The following is a 13,443-nucleotide window of genomic DNA, read 5'->3' as shown; positions in this document are numbered from 1 at the left end:
GCTACGAGACGGCTTGGTACCGCTGGACGGTGGCGCCCGAGCGGAACTCTCGTCGCTCGACAAGCTCGAGTCGCATTTGATTCCAGATGCCATCGAGCAGGCGTGGCCCGCGCCCGGCGACCACCGGGTGTACGACGAAGGTGTATTCGTCGATCAGCCCCGCCGCGGCGAGCGCCACAGGGAGATGCACGCCGCCTAGCGAGATCCCCCGGCCGGGCCGCTCCTTCAGCGTTCGAACGGCTTCGACAACGTCACCGGTGAGGAGCTCGGCGTTCCAGTCCACGGCGTCGAGGGTTCCGGATGCCACCACCTTGCGCATCGGATCCATCACCTCCGAGAAGGCCACCTCATCGGCATCCATCCAGTCGGGCCACTGTCCCGACTCCGGCCGCCGCCACGACCCCTGCATCAGCTCGTACGTGACGCGGCCGTAGAGGAGCGTGTCCGAGCGACGCAGCTCGTTGGTCCAGAACGCCATGGATTCGGAGTCCGGCGGAAGGCCGGCCTCGTGGTGGACGCAGCCGTCGAGGGTGACGTTTATGGCGTAGCGGAGGGGTTGGGTCATGTCGTTAGCTTCCTCGTCTGATCCCCTCGGCGGTAGAGACTCGCCCGACCGCTGCGAACCGCTCCGCCTGCGCCGCGAACGCCTCCACCAACTCCGCCGGCCCCACCACCTCCATCGCCACCTCGAACCGTCCGAACGATGCGGCGAGGGCACCCCACGACCACGAACCGGCTTCGAGGGTGCAGCGCTCGTCGTCCACAGCCGTGACAGTTCCGTCGCCGGCGAAAGGCAGCACGTCGCGGGCCGGCGCGTGCAACAGCACCGTCCCCCGGCAGGCCCACTCATTGGTGTCCGACCCCTTGAACCGCGCCGAGACGAACGCGTCGACATCACCGCCTGGCACGACCCGCGGCACGAACGGAGCTCCCGACGGCACTCGCGGCCGCACTCGATGCGCCGAGAAGAGCCGCCAGTCCTCCCGGTCGAGGTCCCACGCGAGCAGGTACCACCTGCCCTGCGACGCGACGAGATGGTGCGGCTCGACCCGCCGGGCCGGCCCCGGCTCGGCGTCGTCCCCCTCACGAGGCAGGTAGTCGAAGCGGACCGTCACCCGGTCACGCAGCGCCTGCCCCAGCGTCAGGAGCACGTCCAGGGGCACCGCGAGGGCCGGCGCATCACCGGGACGCCCGACCGTGGTCACCTCGACGGCATCGAGCCGGTGCCGAACCCGCGATGGCAGCACCTGACGCATGGTCCCGAGTGCGCGCACTGCCGCCTCCCCGATATCGGCGCCCAGCGCAGGGGCCGCCCGCAGCGCGATCGCGACCGCGAGCGCCTGGTCGTCGTCGAAGAGCAGCGGCGGCATGTCGTTGCCCGCCTCGAGGCTGTATCCGCCGTCGGGCCCCATCGCGGCCTCGATGCGGTAACCCATCTCGCGAAGACGGTCGATGTCACGCCGCACCGTGCGATGGCTGATGCCCAGCCGCGCCGCCAACACCGACCCCGGCCAGTCGCGCCGGGCCTGCAGCAGCGACAGCAGAGTGAGCAATCTCGACGTCGTGGCCATGTCGTCCACGTTAAAGCGAATAGAGGACAGAAACAGACCTATACGGCTGAGACCGTTGATCTACAAGCCGATCCCGGCCGAGACATCGAGGAGCAGACATGTCCGTGCAGACCACCACCCACCTGAACTTCCGCGGCGACGCCCGTGAGGCGCTCGCTTTCTACCAGTCCGTCTTCGGCGGACACCTCGTCGTCAACACCTACGCCGACTTCGGGATGCCGGCCGACATCCCCGGGTCCGACAAGGTCGTCTTCGGCCTGGTCGCCGCCGAGAACGGCTTCCGAATCATGGGCTACGACATCCCCGGCCGCACCGAGGGCGGCATCGCCGGCGGCGGGTCCACCTCTCGCGAGAACAACGCGACGGTCACCGACCAGGCGCTGTTCGTCTCGATCAGCTCGCCGACGCTCGACGAGCTGCGGGGCTACTGGGACGCCCTTGCGGTGGATGCCACGATCGTCGAGCCGCTGGCGGCTTCGGCGTGGAGCGCCGGGTTCGGGATGCTGACGGACCGGTTCGGCGTGACGTGGAGCGTTTCGGTTGCGGCAATGTGAAGCGGACTCCGTAGCGGTCGGCGATTCGTAGCCAGCCCGGCATCGTCACCGACGCCCAGGCCGCCGGCTGGGCCAAAGTGGCAGAGGCCGTGCACGCCGAGGGCGGCACCGTCTTCATGCAGCTCATGAACGGCGGACGCGTCACGCACCCCGCCATCACCGGCACCGACCGCATCGTCGCCCCCTCGGCGATCGCGATCCAGGGCGACACGCGCCTGGCAGACGGCACCAAGGTCGCCTACGCCGAGCCGCACGCGCTCGAGACCTCCGAAGCCCGTAAGGCAGTGGATGCCGGCTTCGACGTCCATTTCCGCAGGCGTAACCCGTCCTACTTCGGAGCCTCGCGCGAGGCCCCTCGGCATACGCCGGTCGGTAGCGCTGCATCGCGCCCGAGCGGAAGCCCCACGACCCGACGAGGCCGAGCTTAAGCTGATCCCCGGGTTCATTTCCTGGCCGCAGCCCTCCGAGAAGGCCACCCCGCTGGCTTCCACCCAGTCGAGCCGCTCCCCGTCTGGCAGGCTAGACAAATGACTGACAATTACCCGAGCGTGACAACGTTGACTTACACCGACTTCGCCAGCGTGGACTGCATCGTGACACGTGAATCAGCCCTCGACGGCAACTCAGGGTCTTCGTCAGTGCAGGTGAAGGTGCACGCGGGCCACATTGCTCTCGATGACGAGATGGTGGGAATCGGTGACCTTCAAAATTTCACTATTCACCTGACCGGTGAGAGCGAGCACGCAGTTCTCGCGAAGCTGTTCCGCAATGTGGCTCAGGTGCTTGACCCGGAGTAGAACACAGTCGAGGCGCGAGACGCGCGCGTCAGGGGCAGGAGTCGGTCTACTAAGGTGTGGAAGCACCATGAAGATCGACAAATCCGACCCCGAACTCGAGACCCTCATCTCCCGGATCCGCAACGATGAGCTCGATCTGCAGCCGGATTTTCAGCGTGGCGAGGTGTGGGACTCGAAACGGCGACAGCGGTTGGTCGATACGGTGCTTCGAGGCTGGTACGTCCCAGCAGTGCACATCGTTCGGAGCGACGATGGCGACGAGGAAGTCCTGGATGGACAGCAAAGACTGGCCGGCATCCGTGACTTCTTTGATGACCGCGTCAAGATTGACGGCTTCATCGAGCCGAGAGACCCGAAGATCGAGGCGCTACACGGGCTTCGCTACTCGCAACTCCCCGACTCTGTACGCAAAGCGGTCAATCGCTTTGTCGTGCAGACGATCACGCTCACTGCCTACGACCCAGACGAGCCGAATGAGCTCTTCTTTCGCCTGAACCAGGCGTACAACTTGACGCCGCCTGAGAAGCGAAACGCCCTGCGAGGAGAAGCTCGCGATCAGGTGAAGACCCTAGTGCAGGAGTTGACGGAGGACGGCCTCCTTGACCGCCCCATGATTGGTTTCGGGAACGGACGGCTCGCGTTCGATGACATCGTCGCGAGGACATGCGTTGCCATTGAGATGGGTACCCTCTCGACCCACATCAACAACAACGTCGTTGAGGATTACTACAGACGCAAAGACGGATTCAGCAGCTCAACCATTCGTGCCGTCCGCGATTCTGGAAGACGCCTCGTCGCTCAGATCATGGAGGCGAGCGACCAGGGGCTGAAAATTCGATTTAACAAGGGCACCTTGCAGACTTGGCTGATCTACTGCGACTGGGCGCCCAGGCGCTTCGGAGACCTGCCAGCCGACCTTCTCGCCCGTTTCGAGAACGACCGGACCCGGCTGCGTAGCGGTGAGTTCGACACGGACACTGCCCACCTCCGACGAGCACTGGCGGAAGTCCTTCGCCAATATGACGACCGAGCATCTTATCGAGTCACCGACGTGTCGTCGGTCCTAATCCGAGACCTGTCTCTCCACCTCTTCGCGCAGGTGATTTTCAACTATCCTGCATACAAGAGTTCGGACCACCTCTTCGGACGTCTGACCAGCGAACCCGATCAGACCCCAACCCTGATAGGGGAATTCCTCGAAGCGACGAGATGGGGCGAGCTCGGAGCAGCTAGGTCGACCTCGTGAGAACTGCAGAGGAAGCTCGGGTCTGGCGCCAGGTACAACGAAAGTTCAACTCGCTACAGTCCGAGCCGGTTACCGTGGAGGGTATCGTCGTCGACATTGCGGCACCCTGCACGGTACTTGGCGGTCGGAATGGAACGGGCAAGTCACGAATCCTTCGAGCTCTCCAGTCTGAACTGGGCGAGCGAAGCGTTTACATCAATCTGCACGCTCTATGCGAGCAAACTTTGAGCATCATTCGATCCCGAGAGGACGTGGATGACCTCAAGGACGAGGTCCAAGCGATGCCGCTCACGGACGCCCAGGTCGAAGCGGTGCAAAGTATCGTCAACCGCGACTACGACCGGTTCGAATGGTATGGGCTCGACATCGTACCGGGTGACGACCTAGTCGCGGACCGGTTCTCGTGGGGTGCTGACCAACCAACAGTTCCCTACTTCGAAGCCTCCTACCGCGGCGTTGACTACGACTCGACGACCATGGGGCTCGGTGAGCTTTCGGTTCACCTGTTGTTTTGGATCTTGCAGCAGTACGAGCTGACCGAAGAACTCGTGATTCTTGTCGATGAGCCCGACGCATACCTTCCGCCCATCGCGGCCTCGGCGCTGCTGGCGAGGATGCTGAGCGTCATTCTCGAGAAGCGGACAAAATGGCGCATGGTCGTGTCCACACACTCGGCTGACATCATCGCGGCAGCCGTCGGTCACGATTCATTTTTGTTCCTGGAGATTGACCCGGGGGGTGCGGTCCAGGCAACCTCAAGCAAGGATGACGTCCACATAAGTGAGCTCTTGCTCGCGCGGCCCGAGGTACGACACGTTGTCTTCGTTGAGGACGAATCGGCGTACCATCTGGCGCGTGCACTGATTGAGGGTATGGATCGCCGCGTGGGGGGATCGCTCAGTCTCGTGTGGGGCAACGGTTTCGGGTACATGCGCGCCCTACAAGATCCGCTCCGGAAGGCCCGTCACCAGGACATAGGGTTCGTCATGGTGTTCGATGGGGACCAGCGTCCGGCACCCGCAGTGCCGATCAAAGAAGCTGATGCTGCCGAATCGGTCGTCGGCGCAGTCGCACCAACAGGATCCAGGGTGCCGCCAGTTTCAGAATGGCAGGCCGTCTACCTACCCACGAGCTCGGACCCCGACAAGCTGTACAAGTCACTGCTTTCCGACCGGGAAGTGCTGGCCGCACGTCTGGGGCGCCCACTAACTGAGCTGAATCGAGTAATCAGCGCTCTCGAGGGGAAGGACGCGCACGACTGGGTGAACGGGATCGCGTCGGGCATGGATCGCACTAAGACGCTCGCGGCGTTTGCGGAGCTATGGGTCGAACTTCACCCAGTTGCGTCCGCCTCGTTCCGGAACGAGCTCGCAACGGTACTCATGCCGCTGCGTCGACGGTGATCACCGGGGCGCCGGACAGAGCCAACAGGAGCCGACGCACTACATCTTAGTTATGGCACCGTCACTGCCGTCGTAGAGGTCGAAGTTCCTCTCGCCGATCAGTTCTATGACGTCGTCAAGTGCTTCGTCGAGATCCACCTCCCGCTGGGAGTCGTGCACCTCGAAAGCGCGAAGCGACGGCCGAACGCTGTTCGCGTCAAGCAGGAACAGGTAAAACCGCTCGAACTGCTCCTCGCGACCGCTTGGATCTGGACGCCGCGTGAACAGCCTCAGTCGAGGAAACGCGTTCTCGAAGGTGCTCTTCCGGCGGTCGGTGCCGTCGTGCTCGGCACCGGAGTCCAGGAACAGGAACGCGGTGAGCACCGCATAGGGGAAGCGGCGGTGCAGCGTAACCGACTCCACGAGCAGATCCCCGCGACGGTTCGTGAGGTTCTTTTGGTAATTACGGGTGGCGTTGTCGCGGAACATAATGGTTTTCACGCTGACGGCGAAGATGAGTCCGGACTCCTCGGTCGCCCATGACACATCGACCTTCTTCGCGCCGATGCCACCCGCGAGGCGCCGTTCCGTGCCAGAAAGCCCGAGCTGGCCGGGGCCAGCGGGCAGGGTGCCGGTCATCCCGCGGTCGCGGAGCTCCGCGGCAATGGCGAGAGCCAGACCATCGGAGAGGCGCTGGTTCCAGTTCTTCTTGTTCGCCTGGGTGTCAGTGTCGGCGGGCTTCATTCCCGCAGCGGTGATGGCGGCGAGCAGGCGGTCCTTAAACCTTGACACGCTGGCTCCGGGCGGTGCGTCGAGCCGATAGCTCGGCGTGCGCGTCGCTGAGCGCTTTCACATCACTTCGCTTCATACCCAATTCGCCTATGAGCAGCACCTCATCGACGAGCTTCGACGCCTCAACGAGTCGACCGTATCGCAGGCGCGTCGCGAGCTGCGGACGGATCGCTACGAGAGCGCCCGTCGCCGCTTCCACGACAGCAGGGGAAGGGACGGGCAGCCGGTCGGCCTCACGGGGCTCAATCTTCAGCATGCCGCCGCCATAGGAACGCCCCACGGTCTCAGCCCCGACGAGCGTCATCGAAGTGAGAGCAGCAACAGGTAGGAGCTTGCGCCCGAGGCTGCGGTGCTCCGGCTGAAGATAGATGCCGTGCACGCTGTTCAGGTGTAGCGCCTTGGCTTCGTTCGTCGTGATGCGCGGGGTGTCGGCGTTCATGTATGTAAGGAAGAGATCGGCAGGCCTCACCAACGGCACCTGCCACCAGGTCTTTCGCACCCGGCACTTGTACGCGGTGTGGACGCTCGTCGCTTCACCTGCCGCAATGTACTCGAGGGCTGCGTTGCTCGGGTGATCGCCAGGGCGGAATAGGTACGTCGCCGACCCCTTCAGCCCAAGTGCCTTCCAGGCGTCGGTGCCGAAGGCGAGGCCGCGAAGGTGGCTGCTGCCTGGAGGGCTGAGCTTGATGAGGTCAGACGGCGCCAGTCCAAGGTCCTCCACCTTCTGCGGCGACAGCGAGAAGTACTTGTTGTTGCCGGTCACCATGCCGAGCGTCGTGTCGCCCCATGATTCGAGGGGCGTGAAGCCGCCGTCGTCCAGCAGCCTGCTGTAGACACCGAGGGCGGCGGAGGGGAGGAGCGACGGCGTCCACTTCTCCGAGGGGTCGGACGGTGTCCACGTCGTCGCGGCCAAGGCGTCTGACAACGCAGCGGCGTTCTTCGCCTGGTAGATGGAGGCGTGCTTCGTCCCGCCCTCTTCGTATCCATCGGCGAGAAGTAGGACGACCTCCTCCTGCACCTCGGGGAACACTCGCTCGGTGAACAGGACGAGGTCCACGTGCGCGAATTTGTCGAACAGGAACCGACGGACCTCGGCGGCGTAGTTGACGCTCAGCAGCTCGGCGGGGACGACCAGGCCCAGGCGTCCGCCCTTTTGAAGCATCAGCGCTGAATGCACCGTGAACGCAGCCCACGACGAGGCGAGTCCGCTCATGTTGATGCCAGCGCGCAGCGCGGCCTCGCGGCTGCGGGCACGCGCGTTGCCGGAGAAATCCTGGTATCGGATGTATGGCGGGTTACCGATGACCGCCGTGTACGTCGGCTTCGGCTCGACCAAGAAGAAGTCGGAGGTCTGGATGCTTGGGTATCCGCCTGCCTTACGGACGAGGCGCTCAGCCTCCGCGGCGCTGGCCGAGTGAATCTCCACGCCGTCCACCCGTGGCGCCCCTTCGAGGACACTTTCCGCCGCCCGGAGCTGACGAAGTCGTCCAACTGCCTGCGTCAGGAATGCAGCCTCGCCGCACGACGGCTCCAGAACGAGGTCGGATGAGCTGCGAACAGCCCAATTGGTCACGAACTCTGCGATGGCGTCCGGTGTGAAGAACGCTCCGCGGGCCTTTCGAAGTTCCGTCGTGTCGGGGACGGGGGCGAGGTTCGTAGACACGTTCCCATTGTGTCGTGAAGCTCCGACAACGAGCGCCAGCGACTCGCAAAGCGCCCCGTCGTCTGGTGCGGCTCCAAACTCGGGACGGTCAGCGGCGGCCGACTCCGCGCAGCCGAACCCGCCGCAGCAGCCCGCCTGTACATCACACCTAGCCGTCAGGCACGCACTTGGGCGTCGAACATGCTCACCATGTGGCTAGTGGAGCAGGGATAAGGGGCGGAACCGAGTGTTCAGCGCTGACTCAGAGACGAGCGTGCCTCGCTCGGTGGCAAACAGCGACGTGTCGCCGTCGAACCGGGGGAGACCCCGCTCGGGCCACTCCGCGAGGATCTCCTAGGCCCACGTGAACATCGCCCAGACATAAAGAACGCCTGCAGTTCCCTGTGACAGATGTCCGCCGACGGCCAACATGCCCCGCCCCCGGGGACCTCCGCGCGAGCTCGCAGAACTGCGTCCTCATTCGGGGAGACCTTCACGGCGTACTTCTCGTCATCTGCCAGAGCCCTGAGTGAACTACCCAAGAGGCGCCCCCGTGTCATCTCGAGCGAGCGCGGCCTGCAAGTTGAGGTGGCGCACAACAGCCTGCCAGCGAGAGTCGTGGGCCTCCGTGATTGATACAGGCCATGGGGTCTGTTGCCGACGTAGAGGGGCGCGTCGTTGACACGACCGCGAGTGGCGGTGACGGTCGTCCAGCCGCAGGAGTACAGCGTGCCCTCGCCGCGGCGAAAGTGCTGCCCGCAATACCTAGACAGCCCTCCGGTACCGCTGCACCACAACCCCCGACCCGAACTCCCGCCGCTCCACAAACTCCAACTCCACCTGCTCCCGCACCCCCTCCAGCAACCGCGGCCCCCGCCCCGCGACCACCGGGTGCACGACGAACGTGAACTCATCGATCAGCCCGAGCTCCGCGAGCGCCACCGGCAGCCGCACCCCACCCACTGAGATCCCCCGCCCCGGCTGCGCCTTCAACTCCTCGACCGCAGCACCGAGGTCACCGAGCACGAGCGAAGCGTTCCAATCCACGGCGTCCAATTCCGTCGACACGACGTGCTTCCGCATCGGGTCAATGACCTCCGAGAAGGCGACCTCGCTGGCATCCATCCAGTCGGACCACTCCCCCGATTCCGGTCGCCGCCAGGCAGACTCCATCAGCTCATACGTGACGCGGCCGTAAAGCAGCGAGTCGGAGCGGCGCAGCTCGTCGGTCCAGAACGCCATCGACTCGGCATCCGGAGGTAAGCCCGCCTCGTGGTGGACGCACCCGTCCAGCGTGACGTTGATGCCGTAGCGAAGCGGTTGGGTCACGGCGGTCTCCCTCGACGCGGGCGGTGGTGGCGTCAGGCTAGCGCGGCCGCCGGAGCGCCGACAGGGCACGGAAACCGACGCACACCGTCAGCCGCCGGGGGCGACGACGATGGCACCCCGGCATCCGTCAAGACGCCGGTTGCGCCGCCGCCTCAGCAGCCCACGACGCCAACAACCGCAACCGCTCGGCTGACGGCGAGCCGGGCTCGGCGGAGTAGATCAGCAGTACCTGCCCCGGCTCGGCCGTGATCGCGAGCTCCTCGTAGACGAGGGTCACCTCGCCGACGACGGGGTGGTGGAAGCGCTTCTGACCGGATCCGTGGGTGCGCACGTTGTGCGCCGCCCAGAGCGTGCGGAACACCTCGCTCCTCGTCGAGAGTTCGCCGACGAGGTCTTGGATGCCCTTGTCATGCGGATCGCGGCCGGCTTCGGCGCGGATGACGGCGACGCACATGTCGGCGAACAGGTCCCAGTCGGGGTAGAAGTCGTGCGCGGCCGGGTCGAGGAATTGGAAGCGCGCAAAGTTCGGCACGCGCCCCGCGTCGCCGATCAGGGGCGAGTAGAACGCCTTGCCCAGGGTATTGAACGCGACGATGTTCTGACGCTGATCCCGCACCACCGCGACCGAATCGGTGATGGATGCCAGTGCCCACTCCAAGCTGTTCCGGGGTGACGCGGGTTTGCTGCCACGGCGGCGGTTGCGGCCCGACGACGGGATGCCGTCGGCGTTGCGCGCAAGGTCGAGCAGGTGGGAGTGCTCGGCATCCGAGAGCTGCAGGGCGCGCGAGACCGCGTCGAGCACGGCCGCGGAGGCTCCGGCGATCGACCCTCGTTCCAGCTTCGAGTAGTACTCGACGCTGACCCCGGCGAGCGCGGCGACCTCGCTGCGGCGCAGCCCCTCGACCCGGCGATTCGGCCCGGCGGGGATGCCGGCGGCATCCGGCGACACCCGGGCGCGACGGGTCATGAGGAACTCCCGCACCTCTGATCGATTGTCCATGTGCCCCAGGGTAGGTCGCCCCGCCCGCGGGAGGGATGCCCTCGGAGGGGACCCCTCCGGGTGGGCACGCTCCCCGCGCAACAGGGGTTCCCTGCCGGTACACCTCTCATCAGAGACTCCCCGGCTACGCGCTGAGCGCGCACCGTGGATGACATGACCGCACAGATCTCACCCTCGCGGACGGAGTTCAGCCGCATCCTGCCCACTCTGCTCCTGCTGCTGACGGTGTTCGGTCCGATCTCGATGGACCTCTACCTCCCCGCCCTCCCCGCCTTGGCTGCGGAACTCGGTGCGGCCACCTCGGTGGCCCAGCTCACCGTGACGGCCTGTCTGATCGGCCTCGCCCTCGGGCAGCTGGTCGCGGGTCCCCTGTCAGACCGGTTCGGGCGACGCGGCATCCTGCTCCTCGGCATCGTCGCGTACATCGTCACCTCGGCGCTGTGCGCGATCAGCCCCACGGTCGAGCTGCTGATCATCGCGCGATTCGTGCAGGGTCTGGCCGGCGGGGTCGGGATCGTCATCGCGCAGGCAGCCGGTCGCGACATCTACACGGGTGGCGCACTGGTGCGTTTCTACGGCCGCCTCACCGTGGTCGGCGGACTCGCCGCGATCATCGGCCCGCTCCTCGGCGGGATCTTGAACACGGTCGCTGATTGGCGGGGACTGTTCGTCTTCCTGGCTCTCATCGGCGCGGGCATCCTCGTCATCGCCCTGCGGATGTTCCCCGAGACCCTGCCCGCGGAGAGCCGCGCGACGGGCGGCCTCACGCACACGCTGCGCGACTTCCGCACGCTGCTCTCCGACCGGGTGTTCGTCGGCGCGATCCTGAACCAGGGGTTCCTGTACGGCGCGCTGTTCGCCTACCTCGCCGGGTCCACGTTCGTGCTGCAGGACATCTACGGGCTGTCCCCCCTCGCGTATGCGCTCGCCTTCGGTCTCAACTCCGCGGGGTTCATGACCCTCGGCTACCTCGCCGGCCGGGCCGCAGAACGGTGGAGCATCACCGGCACCTTGACCGTCGGCATCCTGGTCGCCGGCATCGGCGCGCTCGGGTTGCTGTCGTCGGGACTCACCCGGATGCCGCTGTGGGTGGTGATCGTGTCGCTGTTCCTGCTCGCCGGTGGGGTCGCGATCTCGTCGCCACCGGCGACCACCCTCGCGCTCGTCGACTACCCGCAGATGGCCGGCACCGCCTCATCGCTGCTCGGCATGGTGCGGTTCGGGTTCGGGGGGATCGCCGCGCCCCTGGTCGGGGTGGCGGGGGCGCTCAGCATCCTCCCCCTCGGCGTGGTGACCACCGTCGCGGTGCTGCTTGCCGGCGCCGCCTTCCTCCTGCTCGTTCGCCGACCCCAGCCGCGCGCGTCAGCCGGCCCCCTCACCGACGACGAGTACGCCGGGACCGCGAAGGATCGCAGCTGATGACCGCGTTCACCGGCAGGGAGCGGGAACGCCGACGTCGTGCGCTGCTCGCCGTCACCGTCGGCGCGCTCGTGACCGCGGCGATCACCGCCTGCTCCCCCACCGCCGCATCGTCGGTTCCGCCCGCGGCCTCCGCCACACCGACGGCCGCCGGCGTCGAGTCACCGTCGGCACCGGCACCGACGCCCACCGATGAACCTGGGCAGATCGCGGGCACGGTGGTGCGGTTCACGTCCGACCGCACGAGCGTCGACGTCACAGTCGGGGAGGACAGTCCCGGCGTGCGCGACTTCCTCTCCCTCCTCCCGACGGAGCTGAGGTTCGAGGAGTTCGCCGGCCGCGAGAAGATCTCCTACCTCCCCCGCGAGCTCGTCCACGACGGCTCGCCCGGCTCCGACCCCGAGGACGGAGACCTCATCTACTTCACCTCGTGGGGGAACCTCGGCTTCTACTACGACGCCGACGGCATCGGCTTTTCGGATGCCACCCTGCACATCGGCACGTACGTCGCGACCGAGGAGCAACTCTCGCTCCTCGAGGGCGGTCCCGTGACCGTCGAGATCGTCGACTGACGCCGGCGAGCGCCGTGTTCGCCTGACGCGACGGCGGCTCGTCCGATCCCACCCGCACCACCCGCAAAGGAGAACATCATGCGCGCAACCCTCATGTACGCCGCCGGTGACGTCCGCGTCGTCGACGTGCCCGAACCGACGATCCAAGAGTCCACGGACGCGATCATCCGCGTCACCTACGCCTGCGTCTGCGGGTCGGACCTGCACCCCTACCACGACCTCGGCGACACCCCGGAGGGTCGCCGCATGGGCCACGAGGCCATCGGCGTCATCGAGCAGATCGGCGCCGACGTCACCACCCTCGCCGTCGGCGACACCGTCATCGTCCCATTCGCCTGGTCGGACGGCACCTGCGCGTTCTGCCGCGACGGGATCACCACCTCCTGCGTGCACGGTGGGTTCTTCGACGGCGCTCCCTCGGCCACGCAGGCCGAGATGCTGCGCATTCCCTACGCCGACGGAACCGCCGTCGCCATCCCCGCCGGAACCGACGAGGCGCTCATGCCCTCGCTTCTCACCCTCTCCGACGTGTACCTGACCGGCTACCACGCCGCCGTGCGCGGCGGCGTGGAGGCGGGCAAGACCGTCGCCGTGATCGGCGACGGAGCCGTCGGGCTCTCCGCCGTCCTGGCCGCACGTCAGCTCGGCGCCGAGACGATCATCCTGATGGGCCGTCACACCGCCCGCACGGATCTCGGCCGGGAGTTCGGCGCCACCCACGTCGTCGCCGAGCGCGGCGAAGAGGGGATCGCGAAAGTCCTCGAGCTCACCGGCGGCGAAGGGGCGCACGTCGTCCTGGAAGCGGTCGGACACATGCCCGCGTACGAGCAGGCGTACGGCATCGTCCGCCCCGGCGGCGTCATCTCGCGCGTGGGCGTTCCCCAGTACGAGGATGCCGCCATCGGCTTCGCCTCCCTCTTCGGCAAGAACGCCACCCTCACCGGCGGCCCCGCCACCGTGCGCGCCTACCTCGAGGCCGCCATCCCCCAGGTGATCGACGGCACGATCGATCCCGGAAAGGTCTTCGACCGGGAACTCCCGCTCGACGACATCGCCGAGGCCTACCGGCTCATGGACACGCGCGAAGCGTTGAAGGTGCTCATCCGCCCCTGAGAGGGTGAGCGGCGCCCGCGCGGGGT

The 13,443-nt window shown here is 66.4% G+C and carries 14 protein-coding genes; 8 read left to right on the top strand and 6 right to left on the bottom strand.

What is annotated here, in order from left to right; all coding sequences use genetic code 11:
- Position 1 precedes the first annotated feature (1 nt).
- Together IFU40_RS02285 and IFU40_RS02280 are read right to left on the bottom strand one after the other, a co-directional pair.
- Entirely contained in the window at positions 2–565 is a 564-nt protein-coding gene (locus IFU40_RS02285) for a dihydrofolate reductase family protein (RefSeq protein ID WP_191925228.1), read from the bottom strand.
- A gap of 4 nt (positions 566–569) precedes the next feature.
- Positions 570–1,571 (bottom strand): helix-turn-helix transcriptional regulator, encoded by a 1,002-nt coding sequence (locus tag IFU40_RS02280; protein ID WP_191925227.1) that lies wholly within the window; start codon positions 1,569–1,571, stop codon positions 570–572.
- Positions 1,572–1,669: 98 nt separating this feature from the next.
- Between IFU40_RS02280 and IFU40_RS02275 the strand changes: the two genes are divergently transcribed.
- The 5 genes from IFU40_RS02275 to IFU40_RS02255 all read left to right on the top strand — a co-directional run bounded on the left by IFU40_RS02275 (position 1,670) and on the right by IFU40_RS02255 (position 5,571).
- Positions 1,670–2,125: a VOC family protein gene (locus IFU40_RS02275; protein ID WP_191925226.1), complete on the top strand. Its 456-nt coding sequence runs from the start codon at positions 1,670–1,672 to the stop codon at positions 2,123–2,125.
- A 23-nt stretch (positions 2,126–2,148) separates the two neighbouring features.
- Entirely contained in the window at positions 2,149–2,553 is a 405-nt protein-coding gene (locus IFU40_RS16990; protein ID WP_446724819.1) for an oxidoreductase, read from the top strand.
- A 99-nt stretch (positions 2,554–2,652) separates the two neighbouring features.
- Positions 2,653–2,922, top strand: coding sequence for a hypothetical protein (locus IFU40_RS02265; RefSeq protein ID WP_191925225.1), 270 nt, complete (start codon positions 2,653–2,655; stop codon positions 2,920–2,922).
- 67 nt (positions 2,923–2,989) lie between these two features.
- Positions 2,990–4,168 carry a DUF262 domain-containing protein gene (locus tag IFU40_RS02260; protein ID WP_191925224.1) on the top strand — a complete coding sequence of 393 codons (1,179 nt, stop codon included), beginning with the start codon at positions 2,990–2,992 and terminating at the stop codon, positions 4,166–4,168.
- 251 nt (positions 4,169–4,419) lie between these two features.
- Positions 4,420–5,571: a hypothetical protein gene (locus IFU40_RS02255; RefSeq protein WP_191925223.1), complete on the top strand. Its 1,152-nt coding sequence runs from the start codon at positions 4,420–4,422 to the stop codon at positions 5,569–5,571.
- 39 nt (positions 5,572–5,610) lie between these two features.
- Here IFU40_RS02255 and IFU40_RS16735 read toward each other — a convergent pair whose 3' ends face one another.
- From IFU40_RS16735 to IFU40_RS02235, 4 genes are all read right to left on the bottom strand, one after another.
- Positions 5,611–6,294 (bottom strand): hypothetical protein, encoded by a 684-nt coding sequence (locus IFU40_RS16735; RefSeq protein WP_249404025.1) that lies wholly within the window; start codon positions 6,292–6,294, stop codon positions 5,611–5,613.
- Positions 6,295–6,328: 34 nt separating this feature from the next.
- A complete protein-coding gene (locus IFU40_RS02245; protein WP_191925222.1) occupies positions 6,329–8,005 on the bottom strand; it encodes an Eco57I restriction-modification methylase domain-containing protein in 1,677 nt (558 codons plus the stop codon).
- Between the two features lie 744 nt (positions 8,006–8,749).
- Entirely contained in the window at positions 8,750–9,313 is a 564-nt protein-coding gene (locus IFU40_RS02240; RefSeq protein ID WP_191925221.1) for a dihydrofolate reductase family protein, read from the bottom strand.
- Positions 9,314–9,440: 127 nt separating this feature from the next.
- The gene (locus IFU40_RS02235; protein ID WP_191925220.1) at positions 9,441–10,313 is read right to left on the bottom strand and encodes a helix-turn-helix domain-containing protein; all 873 of its coding nucleotides are present in this window, start codon (positions 10,311–10,313) and stop codon (positions 9,441–9,443) included.
- Positions 10,314–10,466: 153 nt separating this feature from the next.
- Here IFU40_RS02235 and IFU40_RS02230 point away from each other — a divergent pair, with 153 nt between their 5' ends.
- From IFU40_RS02230 to IFU40_RS02220, 3 genes are all read left to right on the top strand, one after another.
- On the top strand, positions 10,467–11,732 hold the full coding sequence (locus IFU40_RS02230; protein WP_191925219.1) for a multidrug effflux MFS transporter: 1,266 nt from the start codon (positions 10,467–10,469) through the stop codon (positions 11,730–11,732).
- Positions 11,732–12,304 carry a cyclophilin-like fold protein gene (locus tag IFU40_RS02225; RefSeq protein WP_191925218.1) on the top strand — a complete coding sequence of 191 codons (573 nt, stop codon included), beginning with the start codon at positions 11,732–11,734 and terminating at the stop codon, positions 12,302–12,304. The genes IFU40_RS02230 and IFU40_RS02225 overlap by 1 nt, the downstream gene beginning before the upstream one ends.
- A 78-nt stretch (positions 12,305–12,382) precedes the next feature.
- Positions 12,383–13,417: a zinc-binding dehydrogenase gene (locus tag IFU40_RS02220; RefSeq protein ID WP_191925217.1), complete on the top strand. Its 1,035-nt coding sequence runs from the start codon at positions 12,383–12,385 to the stop codon at positions 13,415–13,417.
- Positions 13,418–13,443: the final 26 nt, after the last annotated feature.

This window comes from Microbacterium sp. CFBP 13617 (assembly GCF_014839445.1).
Classification (GTDB): domain Bacteria; phylum Actinomycetota; class Actinomycetes; order Actinomycetales; family Microbacteriaceae; genus Microbacterium.
The sequence above is the reverse complement of the archived record's forward strand: the minus strand, read 5'-3'. Positions and strand labels throughout refer to the sequence as shown.

Coding starts and splice junctions, on each gene's coding strand:
- IFU40_RS02225 (WP_191925218.1), top strand. CDS start 11,732: ATGACCGCGTTCACCGGCAGGGAGCGGGAACGCCGACGTCGTGCGCTG.
- IFU40_RS02285 (WP_191925228.1), bottom strand. CDS start 565: ATGACCCAACCCCTCCGCTACGCCATAAACGTCACCCTCGACGGCTGC.
- IFU40_RS16735 (WP_249404025.1), bottom strand. CDS start 6,294: ATGAAGCCCGCCGACACTGACACCCAGGCGAACAAGAAGAACTGGAAC.
- IFU40_RS02235 (WP_191925220.1), bottom strand. CDS start 10,313: ATGGACAATCGATCAGAGGTGCGGGAGTTCCTCATGACCCGTCGCGCC.
- IFU40_RS02280 (WP_191925227.1), bottom strand. CDS start 1,571: ATGGCCACGACGTCGAGATTGCTCACTCTGCTGTCGCTGCTGCAGGCC.
- IFU40_RS02260 (WP_191925224.1), top strand. CDS start 2,990: ATGAAGATCGACAAATCCGACCCCGAACTCGAGACCCTCATCTCCCGG.
- IFU40_RS02230 (WP_191925219.1), top strand. CDS start 10,467: ATGACCGCACAGATCTCACCCTCGCGGACGGAGTTCAGCCGCATCCTG.
- IFU40_RS02275 (WP_191925226.1), top strand. CDS start 1,670: ATGTCCGTGCAGACCACCACCCACCTGAACTTCCGCGGCGACGCCCGT.
- IFU40_RS02265 (WP_191925225.1), top strand. CDS start 2,653: ATGACTGACAATTACCCGAGCGTGACAACGTTGACTTACACCGACTTC.
- IFU40_RS02220 (WP_191925217.1), top strand. CDS start 12,383: ATGCGCGCAACCCTCATGTACGCCGCCGGTGACGTCCGCGTCGTCGAC.